The organism is Microbacterium sp. SS28, from assembly GCF_022761035.1.
Taxonomy (GTDB): Bacteria; Actinomycetota; Actinomycetes; order Actinomycetales; family Microbacteriaceae; genus Microbacterium.
On record NZ_JAKWJP010000002.1, the window covers coordinates 335,822 to 357,059 of the forward strand.

17 protein-coding genes are annotated in these 21,238 nt (G+C 69.8%); 9 read left to right on the top strand and 8 right to left on the bottom strand.

Going from position 1 to position 21,238, the window contains the following annotated elements; all coding sequences use genetic code 11:
* The first annotated feature begins 14 nt into the window (after window positions 1–14).
* The 5 genes from MJ607_RS06935 (at window position 15) to MJ607_RS06955 (ending at window position 6,026) form a co-directional block, all read left to right on the top strand.
* The gene (locus MJ607_RS06935; RefSeq protein ID WP_243074838.1) at window positions 15–605 is read left to right on the top strand and encodes a DUF3000 domain-containing protein; all 591 of its coding nucleotides are present in this window, start codon (window positions 15–17) and stop codon (window positions 603–605) included.
* Entirely contained in the window at window positions 598–1,797 is a 1,200-nt protein-coding gene (locus tag MJ607_RS06940) for an HRDC domain-containing protein (protein ID WP_243074839.1), read from the top strand. Before MJ607_RS06935 ends, MJ607_RS06940 begins: the two co-directional genes overlap by 8 nt.
* A 73-nt stretch (window positions 1,798–1,870) precedes the next feature.
* Window positions 1,871–3,076 (top strand): thiolase family protein, encoded by a 1,206-nt coding sequence (locus MJ607_RS06945; protein WP_243074840.1) that lies wholly within the window; start codon window positions 1,871–1,873, stop codon window positions 3,074–3,076.
* A 13-nt stretch (window positions 3,077–3,089) separates the two neighbouring features.
* Window positions 3,090–5,249, top strand: a complete 2,160-nt coding sequence (locus tag MJ607_RS06950) for a 3-hydroxyacyl-CoA dehydrogenase NAD-binding domain-containing protein (protein WP_243074841.1) — start codon at window positions 3,090–3,092, stop codon at window positions 5,247–5,249.
* A 96-nt stretch (window positions 5,250–5,345) separates the two neighbouring features.
* Complete coding sequence (locus MJ607_RS06955) at window positions 5,346–6,026, top strand: TetR/AcrR family transcriptional regulator (RefSeq protein WP_243074842.1); 681 nt, start codon at window positions 5,346–5,348, stop codon at window positions 6,024–6,026.
* A gap of 73 nt (window positions 6,027–6,099) precedes the next feature.
* On the opposite strand, the gene dxs is transcribed toward MJ607_RS06955, so the two are convergent.
* The 5 genes from dxs to dut all read right to left on the bottom strand — a co-directional run bounded on the left by dxs (window position 6,100) and on the right by dut (window position 12,983).
* A complete protein-coding gene (dxs, locus tag MJ607_RS06960; RefSeq protein WP_243074843.1) occupies window positions 6,100–8,055 on the bottom strand; it encodes a 1-deoxy-D-xylulose-5-phosphate synthase in 1,956 nt (651 codons plus the stop codon).
* A gap of 94 nt (window positions 8,056–8,149) precedes the next feature.
* The gene (acnA, locus tag MJ607_RS06965; RefSeq protein WP_243074844.1) at window positions 8,150–10,978 is read right to left on the bottom strand and encodes an aconitate hydratase AcnA; all 2,829 of its coding nucleotides are present in this window, start codon (window positions 10,976–10,978) and stop codon (window positions 8,150–8,152) included.
* Window positions 10,979–11,119: 141 nt separating this feature from the next.
* Window positions 11,120–11,833 (bottom strand): DUF3159 domain-containing protein, encoded by a 714-nt coding sequence (locus tag MJ607_RS06970; protein ID WP_243074845.1) that lies wholly within the window; start codon window positions 11,831–11,833, stop codon window positions 11,120–11,122.
* Window positions 11,830–12,465 carry a DUF3710 domain-containing protein gene (locus MJ607_RS06975; protein ID WP_243074846.1) on the bottom strand — a complete coding sequence of 212 codons (636 nt, stop codon included), beginning with the start codon at window positions 12,463–12,465 and terminating at the stop codon, window positions 11,830–11,832. The genes MJ607_RS06970 and MJ607_RS06975 overlap by 4 nt, the downstream gene beginning before the upstream one ends.
* A gap of 74 nt (window positions 12,466–12,539) precedes the next feature.
* A complete protein-coding gene (dut, locus tag MJ607_RS06980) occupies window positions 12,540–12,983 on the bottom strand; it encodes a dUTP diphosphatase (RefSeq protein WP_243074847.1) in 444 nt (147 codons plus the stop codon).
* 12 nt (window positions 12,984–12,995) lie between these two features.
* Between dut and MJ607_RS06985 the strand changes: the two genes are divergently transcribed.
* Window positions 12,996–13,496: a DUF3093 domain-containing protein gene (locus tag MJ607_RS06985; protein WP_243074848.1), complete on the top strand. Its 501-nt coding sequence runs from the start codon at window positions 12,996–12,998 to the stop codon at window positions 13,494–13,496.
* On the opposite strand, the gene MJ607_RS06990 is transcribed toward MJ607_RS06985, so the two are convergent.
* Window positions 13,471–13,764, bottom strand: a complete 294-nt coding sequence (locus tag MJ607_RS06990) for a DUF4193 domain-containing protein (RefSeq protein WP_243074849.1) — start codon at window positions 13,762–13,764, stop codon at window positions 13,471–13,473. The genes MJ607_RS06985 and MJ607_RS06990 overlap by 26 nt on opposite strands.
* 220 nt (window positions 13,765–13,984) lie before the next feature.
* Between MJ607_RS06990 and sepH the strand changes: the two genes are divergently transcribed.
* Window positions 13,985–15,025, top strand: a complete 1,041-nt coding sequence (sepH, locus tag MJ607_RS06995; RefSeq protein ID WP_243074850.1) for a septation protein SepH — start codon at window positions 13,985–13,987, stop codon at window positions 15,023–15,025.
* 39 nt (window positions 15,026–15,064) lie between these two features.
* Here the strand turns inward: sepH and MJ607_RS07000 are convergent, their stop codons facing one another.
* Window positions 15,065–16,192: an alkaline phosphatase family protein gene (locus MJ607_RS07000; protein ID WP_243074851.1), complete on the bottom strand. Its 1,128-nt coding sequence runs from the start codon at window positions 16,190–16,192 to the stop codon at window positions 15,065–15,067.
* 80 nt (window positions 16,193–16,272) lie between these two features.
* On the opposite strand from MJ607_RS07000, the gene MJ607_RS07005 reads away from it, so the two are divergent.
* Window positions 16,273–18,732, top strand: coding sequence for a DNA topoisomerase (ATP-hydrolyzing) subunit A (locus MJ607_RS07005; RefSeq protein ID WP_243074852.1), 2,460 nt, complete (start codon window positions 16,273–16,275; stop codon window positions 18,730–18,732).
* A gap of 27 nt (window positions 18,733–18,759) precedes the next feature.
* Here the strand turns inward: MJ607_RS07005 and MJ607_RS07010 are convergent, their stop codons facing one another.
* Window positions 18,760–20,835, bottom strand: coding sequence for a type IIA DNA topoisomerase subunit B (locus MJ607_RS07010; RefSeq protein WP_243074853.1), 2,076 nt, complete (start codon window positions 20,833–20,835; stop codon window positions 18,760–18,762).
* Between the two features lie 168 nt (window positions 20,836–21,003).
* Here MJ607_RS07010 and MJ607_RS07015 point away from each other — a divergent pair, with 168 nt between their 5' ends.
* Window positions 21,004–21,228, top strand: a complete 225-nt coding sequence (locus MJ607_RS07015; RefSeq protein WP_243074854.1) for a hypothetical protein — start codon at window positions 21,004–21,006, stop codon at window positions 21,226–21,228.
* Window positions 21,229–21,238 lie beyond the last annotated feature (10 nt).

Genomic DNA, 21,238 nt, shown 5'->3' on the forward strand with positions numbered 1-21,238 from the left:
TCTAGTCTGTCCGCGTGGCTGAGCTTCGTCCCCCGGCGCCTTCGGCGTCGTTCGCGCGCGCGGCCGAGGAGGTGCGGAACACGGGCTTCCGCGACGACCTCATCGTGAGGGAGATCCCTGCGCCGCCGGGGCTCGCGCCCGAGGCGATCGCCCTCGCGGGCGACGTGCGGCCCGAGGCGGAGGGCCGGGCTTCCGATCTCGGGACTGGGCGCTTCATCCTCCTCCACGACCCCGACGAGCCCGCAGCATGGGAAGGACCCTGGCGCATCGTGTGCTTCGCTCAGGCGCCCCTCGAGCCGGACATCGGCATCGATCCGCTCCTCGCCGACGTGACCTGGTCATGGCTCGTCGATGCGCTCGACGCGCACGGCGCCGAATACGGCGCGGCATCCGGAACCGCGACGAAGACGCTCTCGAAAGGGTTCGGGTCGCTCGCGGCCGAAGGCGACGGCGCGCAGATCGAGCTGCGGGCGTCGTGGTCCCCGCAGGGCGGTGTCGGGCCACACGTGGAAGCATGGGCAGAGCTGGTCTGCATGCTCGCCGGGCTCCCGCCCGGATCGGAAGGCATCGCCGTCCTCGACAACCGGAGGACGCCGCGTGGCTGAATACCTCGTCATCGCCGATGCGGACGGACTGACGGATGCCGCCGCCCGCCTCGCGGAGGGGACGGGGCCCGTCGCGGTCGACGTCGAACGCGCGTCGGGCTTCCGCTACTCGCAGCGCGCCTATCTCATCCAGGTCTTCCGCCGCGGAGCGGGACTCTTCCTCTTCGACCCGCCGCCGATCGGCGACTTCCATGCGCTGCAGGACGCGATCGGCGACGTCGAGTGGGTGCTCCACGCCGCGAGCCAGGATCTTCCTTCGCTGCGCGAGCTCGACCTCGTCCCGGTCTCGATCTTCGACACGGAGCTCGCCTCACGGCTGCTCGGTCGCGAGCGCGTCGGGCTGGGCGCCGTGGTCGAGGAGACGCTCGGCATCGCGCTTGCGAAGGCGCATTCGGCCTCGGACTGGTCGGTCCGCCCACTCCCGCACGCGTGGCTCGAGTATGCGGCGCTCGACGTCGAGCATCTCGTCGACGTGCGCGATGTGCTCGCGGCGGACCTCGAGGCGCAGGGCAAGACCGAGTTCGCCGCGCAGGAGTTCCAGGCGGTCCTCGAGCGACTTCCCAAGGCGCCGCGCGAAGAGCCGTGGCGACGCCTGAGCGGCCTGCACACGGTGAGGGGACGGCGCTCGCTCGCGGTCGCACGCGCACTGTGGACGGCGCGAGAGGAGTACGCGCGGGATGAGGATGTCTCACCCGGACGCCTCGTGCCCGACCGCGCGCTCGTCGCGGCGGTCCTCGCTGACCCCGCCACGAAGGCGGAGCTCGCACGGGTCAAGGACTTCACGGGCCGCGCGAGCCGCTCGCAGCTGGATCGCTGGTGGGCAGCGATCGAGGAAGGCCGTGCAACGGAGGACCTGCCGAACGACCGCGCGACCGGTGGGGACTCGCTGCCTCCCCCGCGCGCGTGGCCGGATCGCAATCCGCCCGCGGATGCGCGCCTGAAGGCCGCGAGGCCCGTGCTCGAGGCGCTCGCGGAGTCTCTTCAGATGCCCGTCGAGAACCTTCTGACACCCGAACTGCTCCGCCGGGTCGCGTGGGCGCCACCGTCCCCCATCGACGCGGACTCCATCGGACAGGCGCTCACGGAGCTCGGCGCGCGCAGATGGCAGATTGAGCAATCTGCACAGCCGATCGCCGATGCCTTTGTGGCTTCCGTGCAAGTCGATTCCGAGGCCCCTGAGACGGGTTCGTAGGTTTCCGCCACCCGATTCGGGGGCCTCCGGGGCCCCTCCTAGGCTGGCTGCATCCCAACTTTCTGGAGGCAGAGTGGCCGAGATTTCGGACGTCTTCTTCGTCGATGGCACGCGCACCCCCTTCGGTCGCGCCGGCGAAAAGGGCATGTACTGGAACACCCGCGCCGATGACCTCGCCGTCAAGGCGACCATCGGACTCATGGAGCGCAATCCCGGCGTTCCCAAGGACCGCATCGACGACGTGGCGATCGCCGCGACGTCGCAGACGGGCGACCAGGGGCTGACCCTCGGGCGCTCCGTCGCGATCCTGGCGGGGCTTCCGCAGACCGTTCCCGGGTTCGCGATCGACCGGATGTGCGCGGGCGCCATGACGAGCGTCACCACGATGGCCGGCTCGATCGGCGTCGGCATGTACGACGTCGCGCTCGCGGGCGGTGTCGAGCACATGGGCCACCACCCCATCGGCGCGAACTCCGACCCCAACCCGCGCTTCGTCGCAGAGCGCATGGTCGACCCGGGCGCCCTCAACATGGGTGTCACGGCCGAGCGCATCTTCGACCGGTTCCCGCACCTCACCAAGGAGCGCAGCGACCGGTACGGAATGCTGAGCCAGCACAAGGCGCAGGCGGCCTACGACGCGGGCAAGATCCAGCCCGACCTCGTGCAGGTCGCGATCAAGGACGCGAACGGCGCCTGGGGTCTTGCGACCGAGGACGAGGGCCGCCGGCCGCAGACGACGATGGAGGACCTCGCGGGCCTCAAGACGCCGTTCCGTCCGCACGGCCGCGTCAGCGCCGGCACGTCCTCGCCGCTCACGGACGGCGCGACGATGGCGCTCCTCGCCGGCGGCGGTGCCGTCAAGGAGCTCGGCCTCGCGCCGAAGATGAGGCTCGTCTCGTTCGCGTTCGCGGGCGTGCAGCCCGAGATCATGGGCATCGGCCCCATCCCCTCGACCGAGAAGGCGCTCAAGAAGGCCGGACTCACGATCGACGACATCGGAGCCTTCGAGCTCAACGAGGCCTTCGCGATCCAGGTCATCTCGCTTCTGGACCACTTCGGCATCGCCGACGACGACCCGCGGGTCAACCCGTGGGGCGGTGCGATCGCCCTCGGGCACCCGCTCGCGGCATCCGGTGTGCGTCTCATGATCCAGCTCGCGGCACAGTTCGCCGAGCGCCCCGACGTCCGCTACGGCCTCACGGCGATGTGCGTGGGCCTCGGACAGGGCGGCTCGGTCATCTGGGAGAACCCGCACTTCGACGGCAAGAAGCGCAAGTAAGGACCATCGACGAATGACGAACACCGCTTCCGAGCAGTACGCCCAGATCGACTTCTCGCCGCTGGACGCCCTCGCCGACGGAGAGGTGGTGACGCACTCCCCCGTGCGCGACATCCGCCTCGCCTCCGGCAAGGTCCTCGCCCTCATCACGCTCGACAACGGCCGTGACCACAACCGCCCCAACACTCTGGGACCGACGACGCTCAAAGAGCTCGGCGCGACGCTGAACTCGCTCAAGGCGCGTGCGGCCGACGGTGAGATCCACGCCGTGGCTCTCACCGGCAAGCAGTACATCCTCGCCGCAGGTGCCGACCTGTCGGACATCTCGCGGGTGGGCTCGAAGGACAACGCGCTGCTCATCGCGCAGCTCGGTCACCACGTGCTCGGCAAGCTGTCCGAGCTCGGCGTGCCCTCCTTCGCGTTCGTCAACGGGCTCGCGCTCGGCGGCGGACTCGAGATCGCGCTCAACTCCACGTATCGGACAGTGGATGCCTCGGCGGCCGCGATCGCGCTGCCCGAGGTCTTCCTCGGCATCATCCCCGGCTGGGGCGGCGCCTACCTCCTGCCGAACCTCATCGGCATCGAGAACGCGCTCGAGGTCGTCGTATCGAACCCGCTCAAGCAGAACCGCATGCTCAAGCCGCAGCAGGCGTTCGACTACGGGATCGTCGATGCGATCTTCCCCGCGGCGAACTACCTCGAGGACTCGCTCCGCTGGGCGGACGGCGTGCTCGGCGGCTCCGTCAAGGTCGTCCGCAAGAACGAGCCGGGCAAGATCGAGCGCCTCACGAAGTGGCCCATCGCCATCAAGGTCGCGCGCGGCATGCTCGAGTCGAAGATCGGCACGGTCCCGCGCTCGCCGTACGCCGCGCTCGAACTCCTCGACAAGGCGAAGAGCGGCACGAAGGCCGAGGGCTTCGCGCGTGAGGACGAGGCGCTCGCCGACCTCGTGACGGGCGATCAGTTCGCGGCATCCATGTACGCCTTCGACCTCGTGCAGAAGCGCGCGAAGCGCCCCGTCGGCGCCCCCGACAAGGGCCTCGCGAAGAAGGTCACGAAGGTCGGGATCATCGGTGCGGGCCTCATGGCGAGCCAGTTCGCCCTGCTGTTCGTGCGCAAGCTGCAGGTGCCCGTCCTGATCACCGACCTCGACCAGGCGCGCGTCGACAAGGGCATCGCGTACATCCACGAGGAGATCGGCAAGCTCGAGGCGAAGGGCCGTCTCGACGGCGACACCGCCAACAAGCTGCGCGCGCTCGTCACGGGGACGACCGACAAGAGCCTCTACGCGGACTGCGACTTCGTCATCGAGGCCGTCTTCGAAGAGGTCGGCGTCAAGCAGGCCGTCTTCGGCGAGATCGAGCAGTTCATCGCCGAGGACGCGATCCTCGCGACGAACACGTCGTCGCTCTCGGTCGAGGAGATCGGCGCGAAGCTCGCTCACCCGGAGCGGCTCGTGGGCTTCCACTTCTTCAACCCGGTCGCCGTCATGCCGCTCATCGAGATCGTCACGACCCCGCAGACGGCGGATGCCGCCCTCTCGACCGCCTTCGTGGTCGCGCGAGGGCTCGGCAAGAACGCCGTGCTGACGGCCGACGCGCCGGGCTTCGTCGTCAACCGCCTGCTCGCCAAGGTCATGGGCGAAGCAGCGCGCGCCGTCTACGAGGGCACGCCGCTGCTGACTGTCGAGAAGGCTTTCGCGCCCCTCGGTCTGCCGATGACGCCGTTCCAGCTCATCGACCTCGTCGGCTGGAAGGTCGCGGCGCACGTACAGGACACGATGGCGCACGCGTTCCCTGACCGGTTCTACGCCAACGAGAACTTCCACCGGCTCGCGGAGCTTCCGGAGGTCGTAGAAAAGGACAAGTCCGGCCGCGTCACGGGCTGGTCGAAGGCCGCGTCGGCCGTGCTCAAGGGCGCCGTCGGCTCCGCCTCCTCGAGCGAGGAGGCGATCCTGCAGCGGGTTCAGGACGGCCTCGCGCAGGAGATCAGGATCATGCTCGACGAAAAGGTCGTCCCCGAGGTCGAGGACATCGACCTGTGCCTCATCCTCGGCGCAGGCTGGCCCTTCATCGACGGCGGCGCCTCGCCCTACCTCGATCGCGAGGGGGCATCCGAGCGAGTCTTCGGCGGCACGTTCCACCACCCCGTCATCAAGGGGATCGCCGGCTGAGGCATCCCGATCCGTCTGAGGGCGGCCCTTCTGCGGAAGGGTCGCCCTCGTTCGTGCGACTGGCGGGCAGGCAGCCCTTTCAGGTAGCTTCTGAACATGTTCAGTACTCCCGAGCCTGTCGCCCGCAGCAAGAGCGAGCGGACGCGCGAACGCATACGCGCAGCGGCACTCGAGTCGTTCCGCACGCGCGGCTACGACGAGACGACGATCCGCAGCATCGCCGCGGAGGCGGGAGTGTCGGTCGGCACCACGAACTACCACTTCGGGTCGAAGAACGCCCTCGTGCAGGAGCTGTACCTCGAGGTCCAGCAGGCCCACCGGTCCGCGGCCGCTCCGTTGCTGGCGACCACTGACGACCTCGTCGAGCGGCTCTCGATCGTGTACACGACGGGCCTCGACCAGCTGACGCCCTACCACGCGCACGCGCCCGAGTTCCTTTCGGCCGCCGTGTCGCCGCGCTCTCCGATCAACCCCCTCGCAGAGGAGTCGGCGCCCGCGTTCGCGATCGTCGAGGGCCTCTTCCGCGACGCCGTCGACGGTGCGGCCGACGCGCTTCCCGACGAGTTCCGCACGGCGCTCCCCCACGCGCTCGCGCTCGGCCACCTGCTGCTCGCGCTCTTCTGGGTCTACGACTCCTCGCCGGGACAGGCCCGCTCGCGCCGTCTCGTCGAGCGCGGCCTCAAGCTGCTGCGCTTCGTGGTCCCCCTCATACGCGTGCCGCTCTTCCGCGGGCCTCTCCGGGAACTGCTAGACCTTGTCGCCGAGGTCCGCACGTGAGTGCGGTGGATTCGTCGCCGCGGACGGAAGCCGATCCGATCGCCTCGCATCCTCCGGCGTTCGAGGACGCTCTCTAGTCGCGAGTCTCGCGCGCGCGCGAGAGCCCCGTGAGAGTCGGGATCTCGCTCGTCGCGGGGCGCGCGACGGGGATGCGGGTGCCGAGCACCTGGGCCACGACATCCTGCGCGATCTTCGCAGCGGTGAGGCCTGCGTCCTCGAGGATCTGCTCGCGGCTCGCGTGGTCGATGAACTCGTCGGGCACGCCCAGCTCGTCGACCGCCGTGTCGACTCCCGCTTCGCGCAGCACCTGGCGCACACGTGTGCCGATGCCGCCGACGCGGATGCCGTCCTCGATCGTGATGACGAGGCGATGGGATGCCGCGAGTTCGACGAGCGACGGCTGCACGGGCACGACCCACCGCGGGTCGACGACCGTCGCTCCGATGCCCTGCGCGCGCAGGCGACCGGCGACATCGACGGCCATGTGCGCCATCGGGCCGATCCCGACGAGGAGCACGTCCTGCGCATCGCTCTCGACGAGGACGTCGACACCGTCCTTGAGACGGCGGACGGCGGGCAGCTCGGGGCTCACGGAGCCCTTGGGGAAGCGCAGGACGGTGGGCGCGTCGCTGACCGCGACGGCTTCGCGGAGCTCCTCGCGCAGGCGCACGGCGTCGCGGGGAACCGCGATGCGGATGTGCGGAACGATCTGCAGCATCGCGAGGTCCCAGATGCCGTGGTGGCTGGGACCGTCCGGGCCCGTGACGCCGGCGCGATCCAGGACGAACGTGACGCCGGCGCGGTGCAGCGCGACATCCATCAGCACCTGGTCGAAGGCGCGGTTCATGAACGTCGCGTAGATCGCGAGAACCGGATGCAGACCGCCGAAGGCGAGGCCCGCCGCCGAGGCGACGGCGTGCTGCTCGGCGATGCCGACGTCGTAGACGCGGTCAGGGAAGCGCTGCGAGAACGGCAGCAGACCCGTGGGGCGGAGCATCGCGGCCGTCATCGCGATGACGTCCTCGCGCTCGGCGCCGACGCGCGGGAGCTCCTCCGCGAAGACGTCGGTCCAGGACGTTCCGCCGCCGCTGCCGAGCGCCTCGCCCGTCACGGGGTCGATACGACCGACGGCGTGGAACTGGTCAGCCTCGTCGAGCAGCGCAGGCTCGTAGCCGCGGCCCTTGTCGGTGATCGCGTGGACGATGACGGGAGCCCCGTACTCCTTCGCGAGCTCGAGCGTCTCGATGAGCGACGGCAGATCGTGGCCGTCGACGGGCCCCAGGTACTTGATGTCGAGGTTCGAGTAGAGCGCCGCGTTGTTGATGAAGCGGCTGAGGAACCCGTGCGTACCGCCGCGCAGACCGCGGTACATGGCGCGTCCCGCCGAGCCGAACTTGCCGAACAGGGATTCGGACCCTCCGCGCAGCGTCTCGTACGTGTCGGCTGTGCGGACGCGGTTGAGATACCGGGCCATTCCGCCGATCGTCGGCGCGTACGACCGCCCGTTGTCGTTGACGACGATGACCAGGTTGCGGTCGTTGTCGTCGGAGATGTTGTTGAGCGCCTCCCACGTCATGCCGCCCGTGAGCGCGCCGTCGCCCACCATGGCGACGACGTGGCGGTCGCGTCGGCCCGTGCGCGTGAGCGCGCGGGAGACGCCGTCGGCCCAGCTCAGCGAGCTCGACGCGTGCGAGGACTCGACGACGTCGTGCGGGCTCTCGGCGCGCTGCGGATAGCCGGCGAGCCCGCCGCGGGCGCGCAGCTGCGAGAAGTCCTGACGCCCCGTCAGCAGCTTGTGAACGTAGGACTGGTGCCCCGTGTCGAAGATGATCGGGTCGTTCGGCGAGTCGAAGACGCGGTGCAGGGCGATCGTGAGCTCGACGACGCCGAGGTTGGGACCCAGGTGCCCGCCCGTGCGCGAGACATTCTCGATGAGGAATGCGCGGACCTCGGCGGCGAGCTGATCGAGCTGCTCGAGGCTCAATGCGTCGAGATCGCGGGGTCCGGTGATGGACGACAGCAGCGACATCCCCGCTCCTTTCCGGCCCGGAAGGGCTCTGCAAGTCTACCCGGGGCATGAAGAGGGGACCGGATGCCGTAGCATCCGGCCCCCGATTCCTGTCTCAGACCAGCGAGCGCAGCACGTACTGCAGGATGCCGCCGTTGCGGTAGTAGTCCGCCTCACCGGGCGTGTCGATGCGCACGACCGCGTCGAACTCGACCGTCTCCTTGCCGGGCGCGGAGAACTCGCTCGGGGCTGCCGTGACCTTGACGGTCTTCGGCGTCACGCCCTCGTTGAGCTGCTCGAGGCCTTCGATCGAGACGATCTCGGTGCCGTCGAGGCCCAGCGACTCCCACGTCGCGCCGGCGGGGAACTGCAGCGGGACGACGCCCATGCCGATGAGGTTCGAGCGGTGGATGCGCTCGAAGCTCTCGGTGATGACGGCCTTGACGCCGAGGAGGCTCGTGCCCTTCGCCGCCCAGTCACGCGACGAGCCGGAGCCGTACTCCTTGCCGCCGAAGATGACGAGCGGCGTGCCGGCAGCCTGATAGTTCTGGCTCGCGTCGTAGATGTACGACTGCGGACCGCCCTCCTGGGTGAAGTCGCGCGTGAAGCCGCCCTCCACGACCGCGCCGTCGTTGACGGCGCTGACGAGCAGGTTCTTGAGGCGGATGTTCGCGAAGGTGCCGCGGATCATGACCTCGTGGTTCCCCCGGCGCGAGCCGTAGGAGTTGAAGTCCTTCTGCGCGACGCCGTGCTCCGTCAGGTACTGAGCCGCAGGCGTGCCCCCCTTGATGTTGCCGGCCGGGCTGATGTGGTCGGTCGTGACCGAGTCGCCGAGCGTCGCGAGCACGCGGGCGCCCGAGATGTCGGCGACCGGGGTGAGCTCCATCGTCATGCCGTCGAAGTATGGGGGCTTGCGCACATAGGTCGAGGCGTCGTCCCACTCGAACACGTCGCCGGTCGGCGTCGGCAGCGTCCGCCACCTCTCGTCGCCCTCGAAGACGCTCGCGTACTGGTGCGTAAACATCTCCTTGTTGATCGACGAGTCGATGGTGGCCTGCACTTCGGCCGAGTCCGGCCAGATGTCGCGCAGGAACACGTCGTTGCCGTCCTGGTCGGTGCCCAGCGCGTCGACCTCGAAGTCGAAGTTCATCGAACCGGCGAGCGAGTACGCGATCACGAGCGGCGGGCTCGCGAGGTAGTTCATCTTCACGTCGGGGTTGATGCGACCTTCGAAGTTGCGGTTGCCCGACAGCACGGCGGTGACGGCGAGATCGTTCTCGTTGATCGCGGTCGAGACCTCCTCGATGAGGGGTCCCGAGTTGCCGATGCAGGTGGTGCAGCCGTATCCGACGGTATAGAAGCCGAGGTCCTCGAGGTCCTTCGTGAGGCCGGCCTTCTCGTAGTAGTCGGTGACGACCTTCGAGCCGGGCGCGAGGGTGGTCTTGACCCACGGCTTGGCCTTCAGGCCCTTCTTCACCGCGTTGCGGGCCAGCAGACCGGCCGCGAGCATGACGGACGGGTTCGACGTATTGGTGCACGACGTGATCGCGGCGATCGTGACGGCGCCGTGGTCGAGCACGAACTGCTCGCCGCCGGGGAGCGTCACCGGGGTCGGCTTCGACGCGGTCGCCGGCGCGTGGCTGCGGTGGTGGTGCTGGTGGTGGCTGTACTCCTCCTCGGGGGAGTTTCCGGGCGGGTCGGACGCGGGGAACGACTCGGACCCTTCCAGATCGACGAGGTCGTGGTCGATGTCGGCGTAGTTCGTGAGGTCGCTCGCGAACTGCTGCTTCGCCTGCGAGAGCACGATGCGGTCCTGCGGGCGCTTCGGGCCGGCGATCGACGGGACGACCGTCGACAGGTCGAGCTCCATGTACTCGCTGAAGACCGGCTCACGGGAGGCGTCATGCCAGAGCGTCTGCTCCTTCGCGTACGCCTCGACCAGCGCGAGCTGCTGCTCGTCGCGGCCCGTGAGTCGCAGGTAGTCGACCGTCACGCTGTCGATCGGGAACATCGCGGCGGTCGAGCCGAACTCCGGGCTCATGTTGCCGATGGTGGCACGGTTCGCGAGCGGGACCGATGCCACGCCCTCGCCGTAGAACTCGACGAACTTGCCCACGACGCCGTGCTTGCGCAGCATGTCGGTGATCGTGAGCACGACGTCGGTCGCGGTGACGCCCGTGGGGATCGCGCCGGAGAGCTTGAAGCCCACGACCTTGGGGATGAGCATCGAGACGGGCTGGCCCAGCATCGCGGCCTCGGCCTCGATGCCGCCGACGCCCCAGCCGAGCACACCGAGGCCGTTGACCATCGTCGTGTGCGAGTCGGTGCCGACGCACGTGTCGGGGTAGGCGCGCAGGACGCCGCCCACGGACCGGTCGTAGATGACCTTCGCGAGGTGCTCGATGTTGACCTGGTGCACGATGCCGGTTCCCGGCGGGACGACCTTGAAGTCGTCGAACGCGGTCTGACCCCAGCGCAGGAACTGGTAGCGCTCACCGTTGCGCTCGTACTCGATCTCGACGTTGCGCTCGAGCGCGTTCTCGGAACCGAAGAGGTCGGCGATCACCGAGTGGTCGATGACCATCTCGGCGGGCGACAGCGGGTTGATCCGCTTGGCATCGCCGCCGAGAGCCGCCACCGCTTCGCGCATCGTGGCCAGGTCGACGATGCAGGGGACACCGGTGAAGTCCTGCATCACGACACGGGCCGGTGTGAACTGGATCTCGGTGTCGGGCTCGGCCGCGGCATCCCACGATCCGAGTGCCTCGATCTGCTGCTTCGTGACGTTCGCACCATCCTCGGTGCGGAGCAGGTTCTCGAGGAGCACCTTGAGACTGAACGGCAGCTTGTCGTAGCCGGGCACCGTGTCGATGCGGAAGATCTCGTAGTCGGTGCTGCCGACCGTCAGGGTGCTCTTGGCACCGAAGCTGTCAACCGTGGACACGTGTCTGTCTCCTTCGTCGGCACGGGGAGCAGGACTCAGACGCCCCGCATCCTCCATCTTTCCCCTCGTCGCATGCCTCGGCTAGTGAGGATCGCCTAAGCGGCGAGCGAGAGAATTTATCTTGATGTCAAGATAAATGTATCACTTGCGCGCATGGGGGTAGAGCGCGCGGACGGCGAGCCATGTGACGGCGACGAGCGGGGCGAACAGCGGCAGGCCCATGATGAGCTTCGTCGTCGCGAGGGCTGTGACGTCGCCCGAGAAGTAGAGCGGAAGCTGGATCAGGAGGCGCAGCGCGAAGAGCGCGGCCCACGCGAGCGAGAGCCAGAAGAAGACGCGGCGCTTCCGCGCGTCACCGCGCCACTTCGTCCCCTCACCCATGAGGAAGCCGACGGCGAGGCCGATGAGCGGCCAGCCGATGAGGGCCGAGACGAGGAACGCCGTGCCGTACAGGCCGTTCGTGAGGAAGCCCCACACGAAGTTGTCCTCCGCTCGGCCCGTCCACAGCGCGAGGGCGGCGGCGGCTCCCGTCGCGACGAGCCCGCCGATCGCGGCGCTCGCAGGCTGGCGCATCGCGAGCCGCACGATCGTGAAGACCAGCGCTATGCCGACCGACACGATGAGCGCCGGCAGCAGCTCTTGCCAGAACGTGTAGATGACGAGGAACGACAGCGATGGCAGGACGGATTCCAGGATGCCGCGCCAGCCGCCCATCGCACGCCACACGACGTGGCCCGTGCTCGCCTCCGTAGCGGGGTCGAGCCCCGCGCGGCGCGCGGCGCCGCCGAGGGCCGCGCCGAGCACCTCGGACGCCGTGGGGTCCGGAGCGTCCGGTGCGGGCTTGTCGTCCGTCATGCCGTGCCCGGCGTCGCGGGCATCTTGAGCGGGATGAGATCGCGCGGAGGCATGGGCGACCCGCCGCGCACGACGACGATCGAGCGGAAGAGGTCCTCGACCTTGGCGGCCGCCTCGACGTCGGTCGTGGCCGCTCCCCCGATGACCCCGCGAAGGAACCAGCGCGGGCCGTCGACGCCGACGAAACGCGCGAGCCGCTTGCCCGCGGCGCCCTCGGCACCCGCGAGCACGGGGACCTCGGCGAGCAGCTCGGGGCCGAGCGGGCCCTCGCGCTCCTCTACGCGTCCGCCCTGCTGACGGATCTGCTGCCGGATCTGCTCGCGCGTCTCCTCCCACAGCCCGCTCGAGCGCGGGGCCGCGAACGGCTGGACCTGCAGGGTCGAGCCGGCGTAGTCCAGGCCCACAGCGACGATGCGCTTGGTCTGCTCCTCGACTTCGAGGCGCAGGTTCAGCCCTTCGCGCGGCAGGATCTTGATCCCGCCGAGGTCGATGTACGGGCGGACGGGGTTCGCCTCGGACTCGTCGAACGGACCGGCGGTGGCGCGGTCGGCGGGCTCGGCCGCCTCCGGCGCATCCGCCTCGTCAGGGGCCGCCTCGTCGGGGGTCGCATCTGAGGAAGTGGCATCGGTCATGCCAGGGCTCCATCCTTCTGTGTTGTTCGATCGCGGGGAGCTCCCCGCGAGGACTCGCTGGCGCTCGTCGGCGGCTACGCCGCGCCGCCGTAGCCGGTCGACCCGAAGCCGCCCTCGCCTCGTACGCTCTCGGGGAGCTCGTCGACGGGGATGAACTGCGCCCGCGTCACGGGCATGACGATGAGCTGGGCGATGCGATCGCCGACGGCGATGTCGAACGCGTTCTCGGGGTCGGTGTTCAGCAGCGTGACCTTGATCTCGCCTCGATAGCCCGCGTCGACGGTGCCGGGCGAATTGACGATCGTGATGCCGTGCTTCGTGGCCAGGCCGCTGCGCGGGACGACGAATGCGGCGAAGCCCTCCGGCAGCGCGATGCGCACTCCCGTGCCGACGAGAGCACGCCGCCCCGGCTCGAGACGAAGGGCCTCCGCGGAGACGAGGTCGGCCCCGGCGTCTCCGGGGTGGGCGTACGCAGGAACCTCGGGCGCGATAATGAGGACGTCCACGGTTTCGGTCACTCAAAGAGGGTAATGCAGAAGACAGCTGGCGACAGCGCCCCCACGGGGTCGCTCGCAACGTTCCGAGAGCGGCTGAGTCCCTCGCTGTGGGTGCTCGTCAGCGCGGCGGTGGTGGCGCCTATGGCGGCCCTCGTCTTCGCGCCGATCGACACGACGATCGCACTCATCGCGGGCGCACTGCTGGGCGCGCTCTTCGTGACCCTGCTCATCGCGGGCTCGCCCGTCGTCGCCGTGCGCGACGGCGCGCTGCACGCGGGCCGCGCCCGCATCCCGCTCGACCTGCTCGGCGAGCCGCAGGCTCTCACGGGGGAGGACGCGCGCACGGCGCGGGGCCCCGGGCTGGATCCTCGCGCATGGCACGTGATCCGGGGTGGCATCGACGGCCTGCTCGTCGTGCCGGTCATCGATCCGGACGACCCGGCACCCGCATGGATCGTGTCGTCCCGGACGCCGGACCGCCTCGCAGCGGCGATCCGGCGTGGTCGGACTACGCCGCGCACTCCGCGCAGATAGGACCGTCGGCGCGCTCGTGGTCGAGCTGCGAACGGTGCTTCACGAGGAAGCAGTTCACGCACGTGAACTCGTCCTCCTGAGGCGGGAGCACGACGACGTCGAGCTCGAGGTCGGACAGATCGGCGCCGGGCAGCTCGAAGCCCGATGGGTTGTCGGCATCCTCGACGTCGACCGACCCCGACATCTTGTCGGGGACCCTCTCCTTGAGCGCCTCGATCGACTCGCTGTCGTCCTCGGTCTTGCGGGGGGCGTCGTAATCCGTAGCCATGCCTGAACGTCTCTACTTCCGAAAAATCAATATCGTTGTCGCATGCCCTGGCGGGCGGCGATAGTTTGCACGAAGGCGGGCCGAATCGCAAATGCCGGACCTGCGGGCTCTCCTCGCGTGCCAGCGTGAAACTCGCGGCGCGCCCACGATATTCCCAGGACCGGACAGGTCCCTGTGGGACCATGGCCGGACACGGCTGGATCGGAGAGGGCGGTTCGCAATGGAACAGCTCAAGGTGATCGGAACCGAGGACGACAGGCTCGTCCTCGCGACCGAGACGGGCGAGCGCTATGCGCTCGCGATCGATGACGTGCTCCGTGCCGAAGCGCGCCGGGCCCGTCGTGAGCGCGACGGCGAGGAACGCGCCACGGTCCGGCCGAGCCCTCGCGACATCCAGGCCCACATCCGCGCGGGTCTGTCGGCGGAAGAGGTCGCGAAGCTCCTCGGCGCCCGCGTCGAGGACGTCGCCCGGTTCGAGGGCCCCGTCCTCGCCGAGCGCGAGCACATCGTCGGCCAGGCGCTCGCGGTCCAGGTCCTCCTCGGATCCGATCTCGATGGCGATCGCCACCCGACCTTCGGCGCGGCGGTGCGCGTCAAGCTCGCCGAGGCCGGCGCCAAGGGCGAGCGCTGGACGAGCTGGAAGGAATCGACCGGCTGGATCGTCAAGCTCGAGTTCACGGCGAGCGAGATCGACCACGATGCCCGCTGGGGCTTCGAGCCTCGCCGCTCGACTCTCTCTCCGCTGAACCCGGACGCGATCCAACTCTCGCGGCAGGGTTCGCTGCCGGAGGGCCTCATCCCCCGCTTGCGAGCGCTCGACCAGACTCCCGTCAAGGACGACTCCCGCTTCGACAGCGGAGCCTTCGGCCCGCGGCGGCTCCCCGACCCCGAGGCGGATCTCGAGTCGCCGGACGTGCCTTCGCCCGTCGCGCCCGCGGTGCAGCAGGCCGCGATCAAGCGCGCCGACGAGCCGACCACGACGACACCCGAGACGGCGGACCTCCTCGAGGCGCTGCGCCGCCGCCGCGGTCAGCGCGAGCCCCTCCCCGGTGCGGACGAACTCGCCCCCGTGCGCGGTCCGAGCCCCGTCGCGCTGTTCGACGCCCTCGAGTCCGGATACGACGAACCGGCAGCACCCGAGCCCCAGCCCGACTACGAGCCCGACCGTCCTGTCGCCGCCGAAGCGTCAGGCCGCCGCAAGGGGCGCACCTCGATGCCCTCATGGGACGAGATCGTCTTCGGAGCCCGCGGCGAGGAGTAACGCCGCGCTACGCGCAGCGCGGCCCGCAGGCGCCTGAGGTCAGGCGAAGGCCCCGAGCCGGATGAGCGGCACCGTGCGCTCCTCGTCGGTGAGCGATCCGTGCTGCCCGATCATCTTCTGCGGAGCCTTGTCGGCCAGGCGATCGTCGTAATACGCCACGGCGGCACGGGCGGCGACCAGGACGTCCCCGATCCGTTCGCGCACATCGTCCGCGACGGCGCCGAAGAGACCCGCCTCGATCGCCTCATCGCGCGAGAGCACCCAGGACCGGCCGGACTCGGACACCCGCCACGCCTCGAGCACGGCATCCGCTCGTCCCGGCTCCGCATACAGGTGCAGCATGCGCGGCTCGCCGCCGATCACGCGGACGCCGTCCACGAGGTCGTCGCCGGCGCGCAGCAGCAGCTGCCGGTGCCGCGGCACGTCGACGACGCCGTGGTCGGCTGTCACGAGCGCACCCGCGTCCGACGGCAGCGCCTTCGCGAGCGTCCGCGCCGCGCCGTCCACCGTCTCGAGGGCGTGCGCCCAGTCGTCGGACTCCCAGCCGCGCTGGTGAGCGATGCCGTCGAGTTCGGGCGCGTAGAGATAGACGAGGGCTCCGGGATGCCGCGCCACGAGCTCTGCGGCGAGCTCGGCGCCCTCGGCGGAGTTCTTCGCCGAGACGAACTCGGCGCCGCGCACCGTGGCCGTCGAGAAGCCGGAGCCCTCGAACTTGGCCCGCGAGACCACGAAGCACGGGCGACCCGCGTTCGACTCGCGTTCGAGGATGGGCTGGGCGCGCTGCCACGTGTGCGGGTCGAGCCCGTCCGTCTCCCAGCCCTTGAGGAGATTGGGCGCGAGGTCGGTGCCGGGGATGCGGACGCGATAGCCGACGAGACCGTGCTCTCCCGGCTCGACACCGGTCAGCAGCGACGTGAGTGCCGCGGCGGTCGTCGAGGGGAAGACGGAGCGCGCGACATCCCGCTTCCCTCCCGCCTCGGCGAGGAATCTCGCGTGGCCTGCGCGGGCCGAGAGGTTGCGGGCGCCGAGCCCGTCGACGACGAAGAGAACGGCGCTGCGGGCGGGGCGCAGCCACTCACCGCGCCCCTCGAGGGCGGCGACGACCTCGGGTACGACACGGGTGAGGCTCCGGGCGCGGGGCGGGTCCGCCGGTAGGCTGAGGGACATCCGGGCCAGTCTCGCACACCCGCGGACAGCCCCCGCCGGACACTCTCCGCCGGCCCATCGTCACCCGAGGCCAGATCGTCATGCCCGCACCCCGCACCGATTCCTCCCCCGCCGACCACGGCCGCATCGAAGACATCGACGTCGCCACCGAGATGCAGGGCTCGTTCCTCGAGTACGCCTACTCGGTCATCTACTCACGCGCGCTGCCGGATGCACGCGACGGTCTCAAGCCCGTCCAGCGGCGCATCCTCTTCCAGATGGCGGACATGGGCCTGCGTCCCGACCGCGGGCACGTCAAGAGCGCGCGCGTCGTGGGCGAGGTCATGGGCAAGCTCCACCCGCACGGCGACGCCCCCATCTACGACGCCCTCGTGCGGCTCGCGCAGCCGTTCTCGCTGCGGGTCCCGCTCGTCGACGGTCACGGCAACTTCGGCTCGCTCGACGACGGTCCCGCCGCCCCCCGCTACACCGAGGCGCGTCTCGCGCCCTCGTCGCTCGCCCTCACGGAGAACCTCGACGAGGACGTCGTCGACTTCATCCCCAACTACGACGGCCAGTTCCAGCAGCCCGCCGTGCTGCCGGCCGCCTTCCCCAACCTCCTCGTCAACGGCGCGGCCGGCATCGCCGTCGGCATGGCGACCAACATGGCGCCGCACAACCTCATCGAGGTCGTCGGCGCCGCGACCCACCTGCTCGAGAACCCCGACGCGACGCTCGAAGAGCTCATGGAGTTCGTTCCCGGCCCCGACCTCCCCGGCGGCGGTGTCATCGTGGGCCTCGACGGCATCAAGGACGCCTACGCGACGGGCCGCGGCACGTTCCGCACGCGCGCCAAGGTCTCGATCGAGCCGCTCGGCCCCCGCCGCACGGGGCTCGTCGTGACCGAGCTGCCGTACCTCGTGGGCCCCGAGCGCATCATCGAGAAGATCAAGGACGCCGTCCAGTCCAAGAAGCTGCAGGGCATCGCGGACGTCACCGACCTGACCGATCGCCACAACGGCCTGCGGCTCGTGATCGGCATCAAGACGGGCTTCGATCCGCAGGCCGTCCTCGATCACCTTTACCGCCTCACGCCGCTCGAGGACTCGTTCGGCATAAACAACGTCGCGCTCGTCGCGGGCCAGCCGCAGACCCTGGGTCTGCGCGAGCTCCTGCGCGTCTATCTCGACCACCGCATCGAGGTCGTGACGCGCCGCAGCCGCTTTCGGCTGCAGCGGCGCAAAGAGCGCCTGCACCTCGTCGAGGGCCTCCTCATCGCGATCCTCGACATCGACGAAGTCATCCAGGTCATCCGGCAGTCGGACGACGGCGAGCAGGCGCGCACGCGCCTCATGGACGTCTTCGACCTCTCGCAGCTCCAGGCCGAATACATCCTCGAGCTGCGCCTGCGCCGCCTCACGCGCTTCTCGCGCATCGAACTCGAGACCGAGCGCGAGACGCTCCTCGCCGAGATCGCTCAGCTCGAGGAGCTCCTGGGCAGCCAGGTGCTCCTGCGCGCACAGGTCGCGAGGGAGCTGGATGCCGCGGCCGAGACCTTCGGGACGCCCCGGCGCACGCTCCTGCTCAACGGCGGGCCCGTCGCCCCGCGCTCGCGCGCCGCGGCATCCGCTCCCGACCTGCAGATCGCGGATGCGCCCTGCCGCATCTTCCTCTCGGCGACGGGCCGCATGGTGCGCGCCGAACTCGCGGCCGACTCGGCCAACGACGGCGTCGTCACGCCGTCGCGGCGCTCCAAGCACGATGCGATTCTGTCGTCGGTGGACGCCACGACCCGCGGTGACGTGGGCGCCGTGACCTCGGCAGGGCGCCTCATCCGCTTCTCCCCCGTCGACCTGCCCTCGGTGCCCGGCAACTCCGTCCAGCTCGCCGCGGGCACCCGCGCCGACCAGTACCTGGGTCTCGGCGCGGGCGAGCACGTCGTGGGCCTCGTCCCGCTCGCGGACGCGCCGCCGATCGCCGTCGGCACGGCGCAGGGCGTCGTCAAGCGCTTCGCGGCATCCGAGATCGCGGGCAAGCACGACATCGAGATCATCGCGCTCAAGGACGGCGACCGCGTCGTGGGCGCGGCCGTCGCACCCGACGACGCCGAACTCGTCTTCGTCGCGACGGATTCGCAGCTGCTGCGGTTCTCCGCCGACTCCGTGCGCCCCCAGGGCCGCGCGGCCGGCGGCATGGCCGGCGTGCGGCTCACTCCGGGTGAGCGCGTCCTGTTCTTCGGCGTCGTGAGGGCCGAGGCGTCCGGAACCGTCGTCGTCACGATCGCGGGCAGCTCGCAGGCGCTCGCGGGAGCGGATGCCGGCTCGGGCAAGGTCTCCGACTACGCCGAGTTCCCGCCCAAGGGCCGCGCGACGGGGGGCGTGCGGGCACAGCGCTTCCTGAAGGGCGAGGACACCCTCACGCTCGCGTGGGTCGGGTCCGAGCCGCGCGCCGTGGGCGCCGACGGTGCGACGCGCACGCTGCCCGCCCCGGGCGCGAAGCGCGATGCGTCCGGCCAGCCCCTCGACGGCGTCATCGGCGCCGTCGGGACCGTCGTCAGCTGATCTGCCACTCCCGGCGGGCGGCGGGGCTCAGGCGTCGATGCTCTCGCGCGACAGCCGGTCGCTCGAGCTGACGATGAATTCGCGGCGCGGGGCGACCTCGTTGCCCATGAGCAGTTCGAAGACGGATGCCGCAGTCTCGGCGTCCTGCATCCGCACGCGTCGCAGCGTCCTGCCGCCGCGGTCCATCGTCGTCGTGGCCAGCTGCTCGGCATCCATCTCACCCAGGCCCTTGTAGCGCTGGACGGGCTCCTGCCAGCGTTTGCCGGACTTGCCGAGCTTCGTGAGCAGAGCGTGCAGCTCCTGCTCGCTGTAGGTGTAGATCGTCTCGTTGGGCTTGGACCCCGGGTTGACGACGACGACGCGATGCAGCGGCGGCACCGCCGCGAAGACGCGCCCCTCTTCGATGAGCGGGCGCATGTAGCGGAAGAAGAGCGTCAGCAGCAGCGTGCGGATGTGCGCGCCGTCGACGTCGGCGTCGCTCATGAGGATCACCTTGCCGTAGCGCGCCTGCTCGATGTCGAACGACCGCCCCGAGCCCGCGCCCACGACCTGGATGATCGACGCGCACTCGGCGTTGCCGAGCATGTCGCTGATCGACGCCTTCTGGACGTTGAGGATCTTGCCCCGGATGGGCAGGAGCGCCTGGTACTCGCTGTTGCGCGCGTGCTTGGCCGTGCCCAGCGCGGAGTCGCCCTCGACGATGAACAGCTCGGACTCGGCGACGTCGTTCGTGCGACAGTCCGCGAGCTTCGCGGGCAGCGACGAGGACTCGAGAGCGTTCTTGCGACGCTGCGTCTCTTTGTGCGTGCGGGCCGAGATGCGCGCCTTCATCTCGGAGACGATCTTGTCGAGCAGCATCGACGCCTGGTTCTTGTCGTCGCGCTTGGTCGACGCGAAGCGCGCGGCGAGCTCACGGCTGACGACGTTCGCGACGATCTGGCGGACGGCCGGCGTGCCGAGCACTTCCTTCGTCTGCCCCTCGAACTGCGGCTCGGGCAGGCGCACGGTCAGCACGACGGTGAGACCCGCGAGGATGTCGTCCTTCTCGAGCTTGTCGGTGCCGACCTTGAGGCGACGGGCGTTCTGCTCGACCTGCGCGCGCAGCACCTTCATGAGCCCGAGCTCGAAGCCCTGCTGATGCGTGCCGCCCTTGGGTGTCGCGATGATGTTGACGAAGGAGCGGCTCGCCGTGTCGTAGCCCGTGCCCCAGCGCACCGCGACATCGACGTGGCACTCGCGCTCGAGCTCGGTCGGGATCATCGCGCCCGTGGGCTGCAGGACGGGCACGGTCTCTTTGAACGTGCCTGTGCCCGTGAGGCGCCATGTGTCGGTCACGGGAGCATCGGGCGCGAGGAAATCGGCGAACTCCGAGATGCCGCCGTCGAACCGGAAGCTCGTCTCGTTGACGCCGCCTTCGCGCTCGTCGCTGATGACGATCTCGAGGCCGGGCACGAGGAACGCCGTCTGGCGTGCGCGCTGCTCGAGCTCCTCGAGGTTGAACGCGGCATCCTTCGTGAAGATCTGGCGGTCGGCCCAGTACCGGATGCGCGTGCCCGTCACACCCTTGGCGGCACGCCCCGCGACCCGCAGCTCGGAGCTCTTCTCGAACGGGCTGAAGCCCGCGTCGGGTGTCGGGCCGGCGAAGGTGCCCGGCTCGCCGCGGTGGAACGACATCGCCCATGTCTTGCCGTCGCGGTCGACCTCGACGTCGAGGCGCTCCGAGAGCGCGTTGACGACCGAGGCGCCCACGCCGTGCAGGCCACCGGATGCCGCATACGAGCCGCCGCCGAACTTGCCGCCCGCGTGGAGCTTCGTGAAGACGACCTCGACACCCGTGAGACCCGTGCGCGGCTCGATGTCGACGGGGATGCCGCGGGCGCGGTCGCGCACCTCGACGCTGCCGTCGGCGTGCAGCACGATCTCGATGCGGCTGCCGTGCCCGCCGAGGGCCTCATCGACGGAGTTGTCGATGATCTCCCAGAGGCAGTGCATGAGCCCGCGCGAGTCGGTCGAGCCGATGTACATGCCCGGGCGCTTGCGGACGGCCTCGAGCCCTTCGAGCACCTGAAGATGGTGGGCGGAATACTCGGCTGTCACAGTCATCCAGCGTATCCGCGGCATCCGACGCTGTGCCGCACAGACACCCGCGTCTCGAACACGCGTACGCGCTCAGCGAAATGTCATGCATTGGGGGCATTCTCGAAACAAGCGCGTGGTTGTATGTCATGACCAAGCGAAGCAGCACGAGTGACGATCCGAGGAGGCACCGAGATGAACACGCTTTCGACCCCGACCCAGCCCGCCGCCGTCCTTGAGCACCGCCTGACCGCTGCGGACCGCTGTGACTCCTGCGGAGCCCAGGCCTACATCGCCGCCGAGGTGAACGGCAGCGAACTGCTGTTCTGCGCCCACCACGGCCGCAAGTACGAAGAGAAGCTCCGCTCGATCGCCACGTCGTGGCATGACGAGACGGCACGGCTGAGCGAGTCCGTCTGAGCAAGTCCGC

Coding starts and splice junctions, on each gene's coding strand:
- MJ607_RS06950 (WP_243074841.1), top strand. CDS start 3,090: ATGACGAACACCGCTTCCGAGCAGTACGCCCAGATCGACTTCTCGCCG.
- MJ607_RS06955 (WP_243074842.1), top strand. CDS start 5,346: ATGTTCAGTACTCCCGAGCCTGTCGCCCGCAGCAAGAGCGAGCGGACG.
- dxs (WP_243074843.1), bottom strand. CDS start 8,055: ATGTCGCTGCTGTCGTCCATCACCGGACCCCGCGATCTCGACGCATTG.
- MJ607_RS06970 (WP_243074845.1), bottom strand. CDS start 11,833: ATGACGGACGACAAGCCCGCACCGGACGCTCCGGACCCCACGGCGTCC.
- MJ607_RS06975 (WP_243074846.1), bottom strand. CDS start 12,465: ATGACCGATGCCACTTCCTCAGATGCGACCCCCGACGAGGCGGCCCCT.
- MJ607_RS06985 (WP_243074848.1), top strand. CDS start 12,996: ATGCAGAAGACAGCTGGCGACAGCGCCCCCACGGGGTCGCTCGCAACG.
- MJ607_RS06990 (WP_243074849.1), bottom strand. CDS start 13,764: ATGGCTACGGATTACGACGCCCCCCGCAAGACCGAGGACGACAGCGAG.
- sepH (WP_243074850.1), top strand. CDS start 13,985: ATGGAACAGCTCAAGGTGATCGGAACCGAGGACGACAGGCTCGTCCTC.
- MJ607_RS07000 (WP_243074851.1), bottom strand. CDS start 16,192: ATGTCCCTCAGCCTACCGGCGGACCCGCCCCGCGCCCGGAGCCTCACC.
- MJ607_RS07005 (WP_243074852.1), top strand. CDS start 16,273: ATGCCCGCACCCCGCACCGATTCCTCCCCCGCCGACCACGGCCGCATC.
- MJ607_RS07010 (WP_243074853.1), bottom strand. CDS start 20,835: ATGACTGTGACAGCCGAGTATTCCGCCCACCATCTTCAGGTGCTCGAA.
- MJ607_RS07015 (WP_243074854.1), top strand. CDS start 21,004: ATGAACACGCTTTCGACCCCGACCCAGCCCGCCGCCGTCCTTGAGCAC.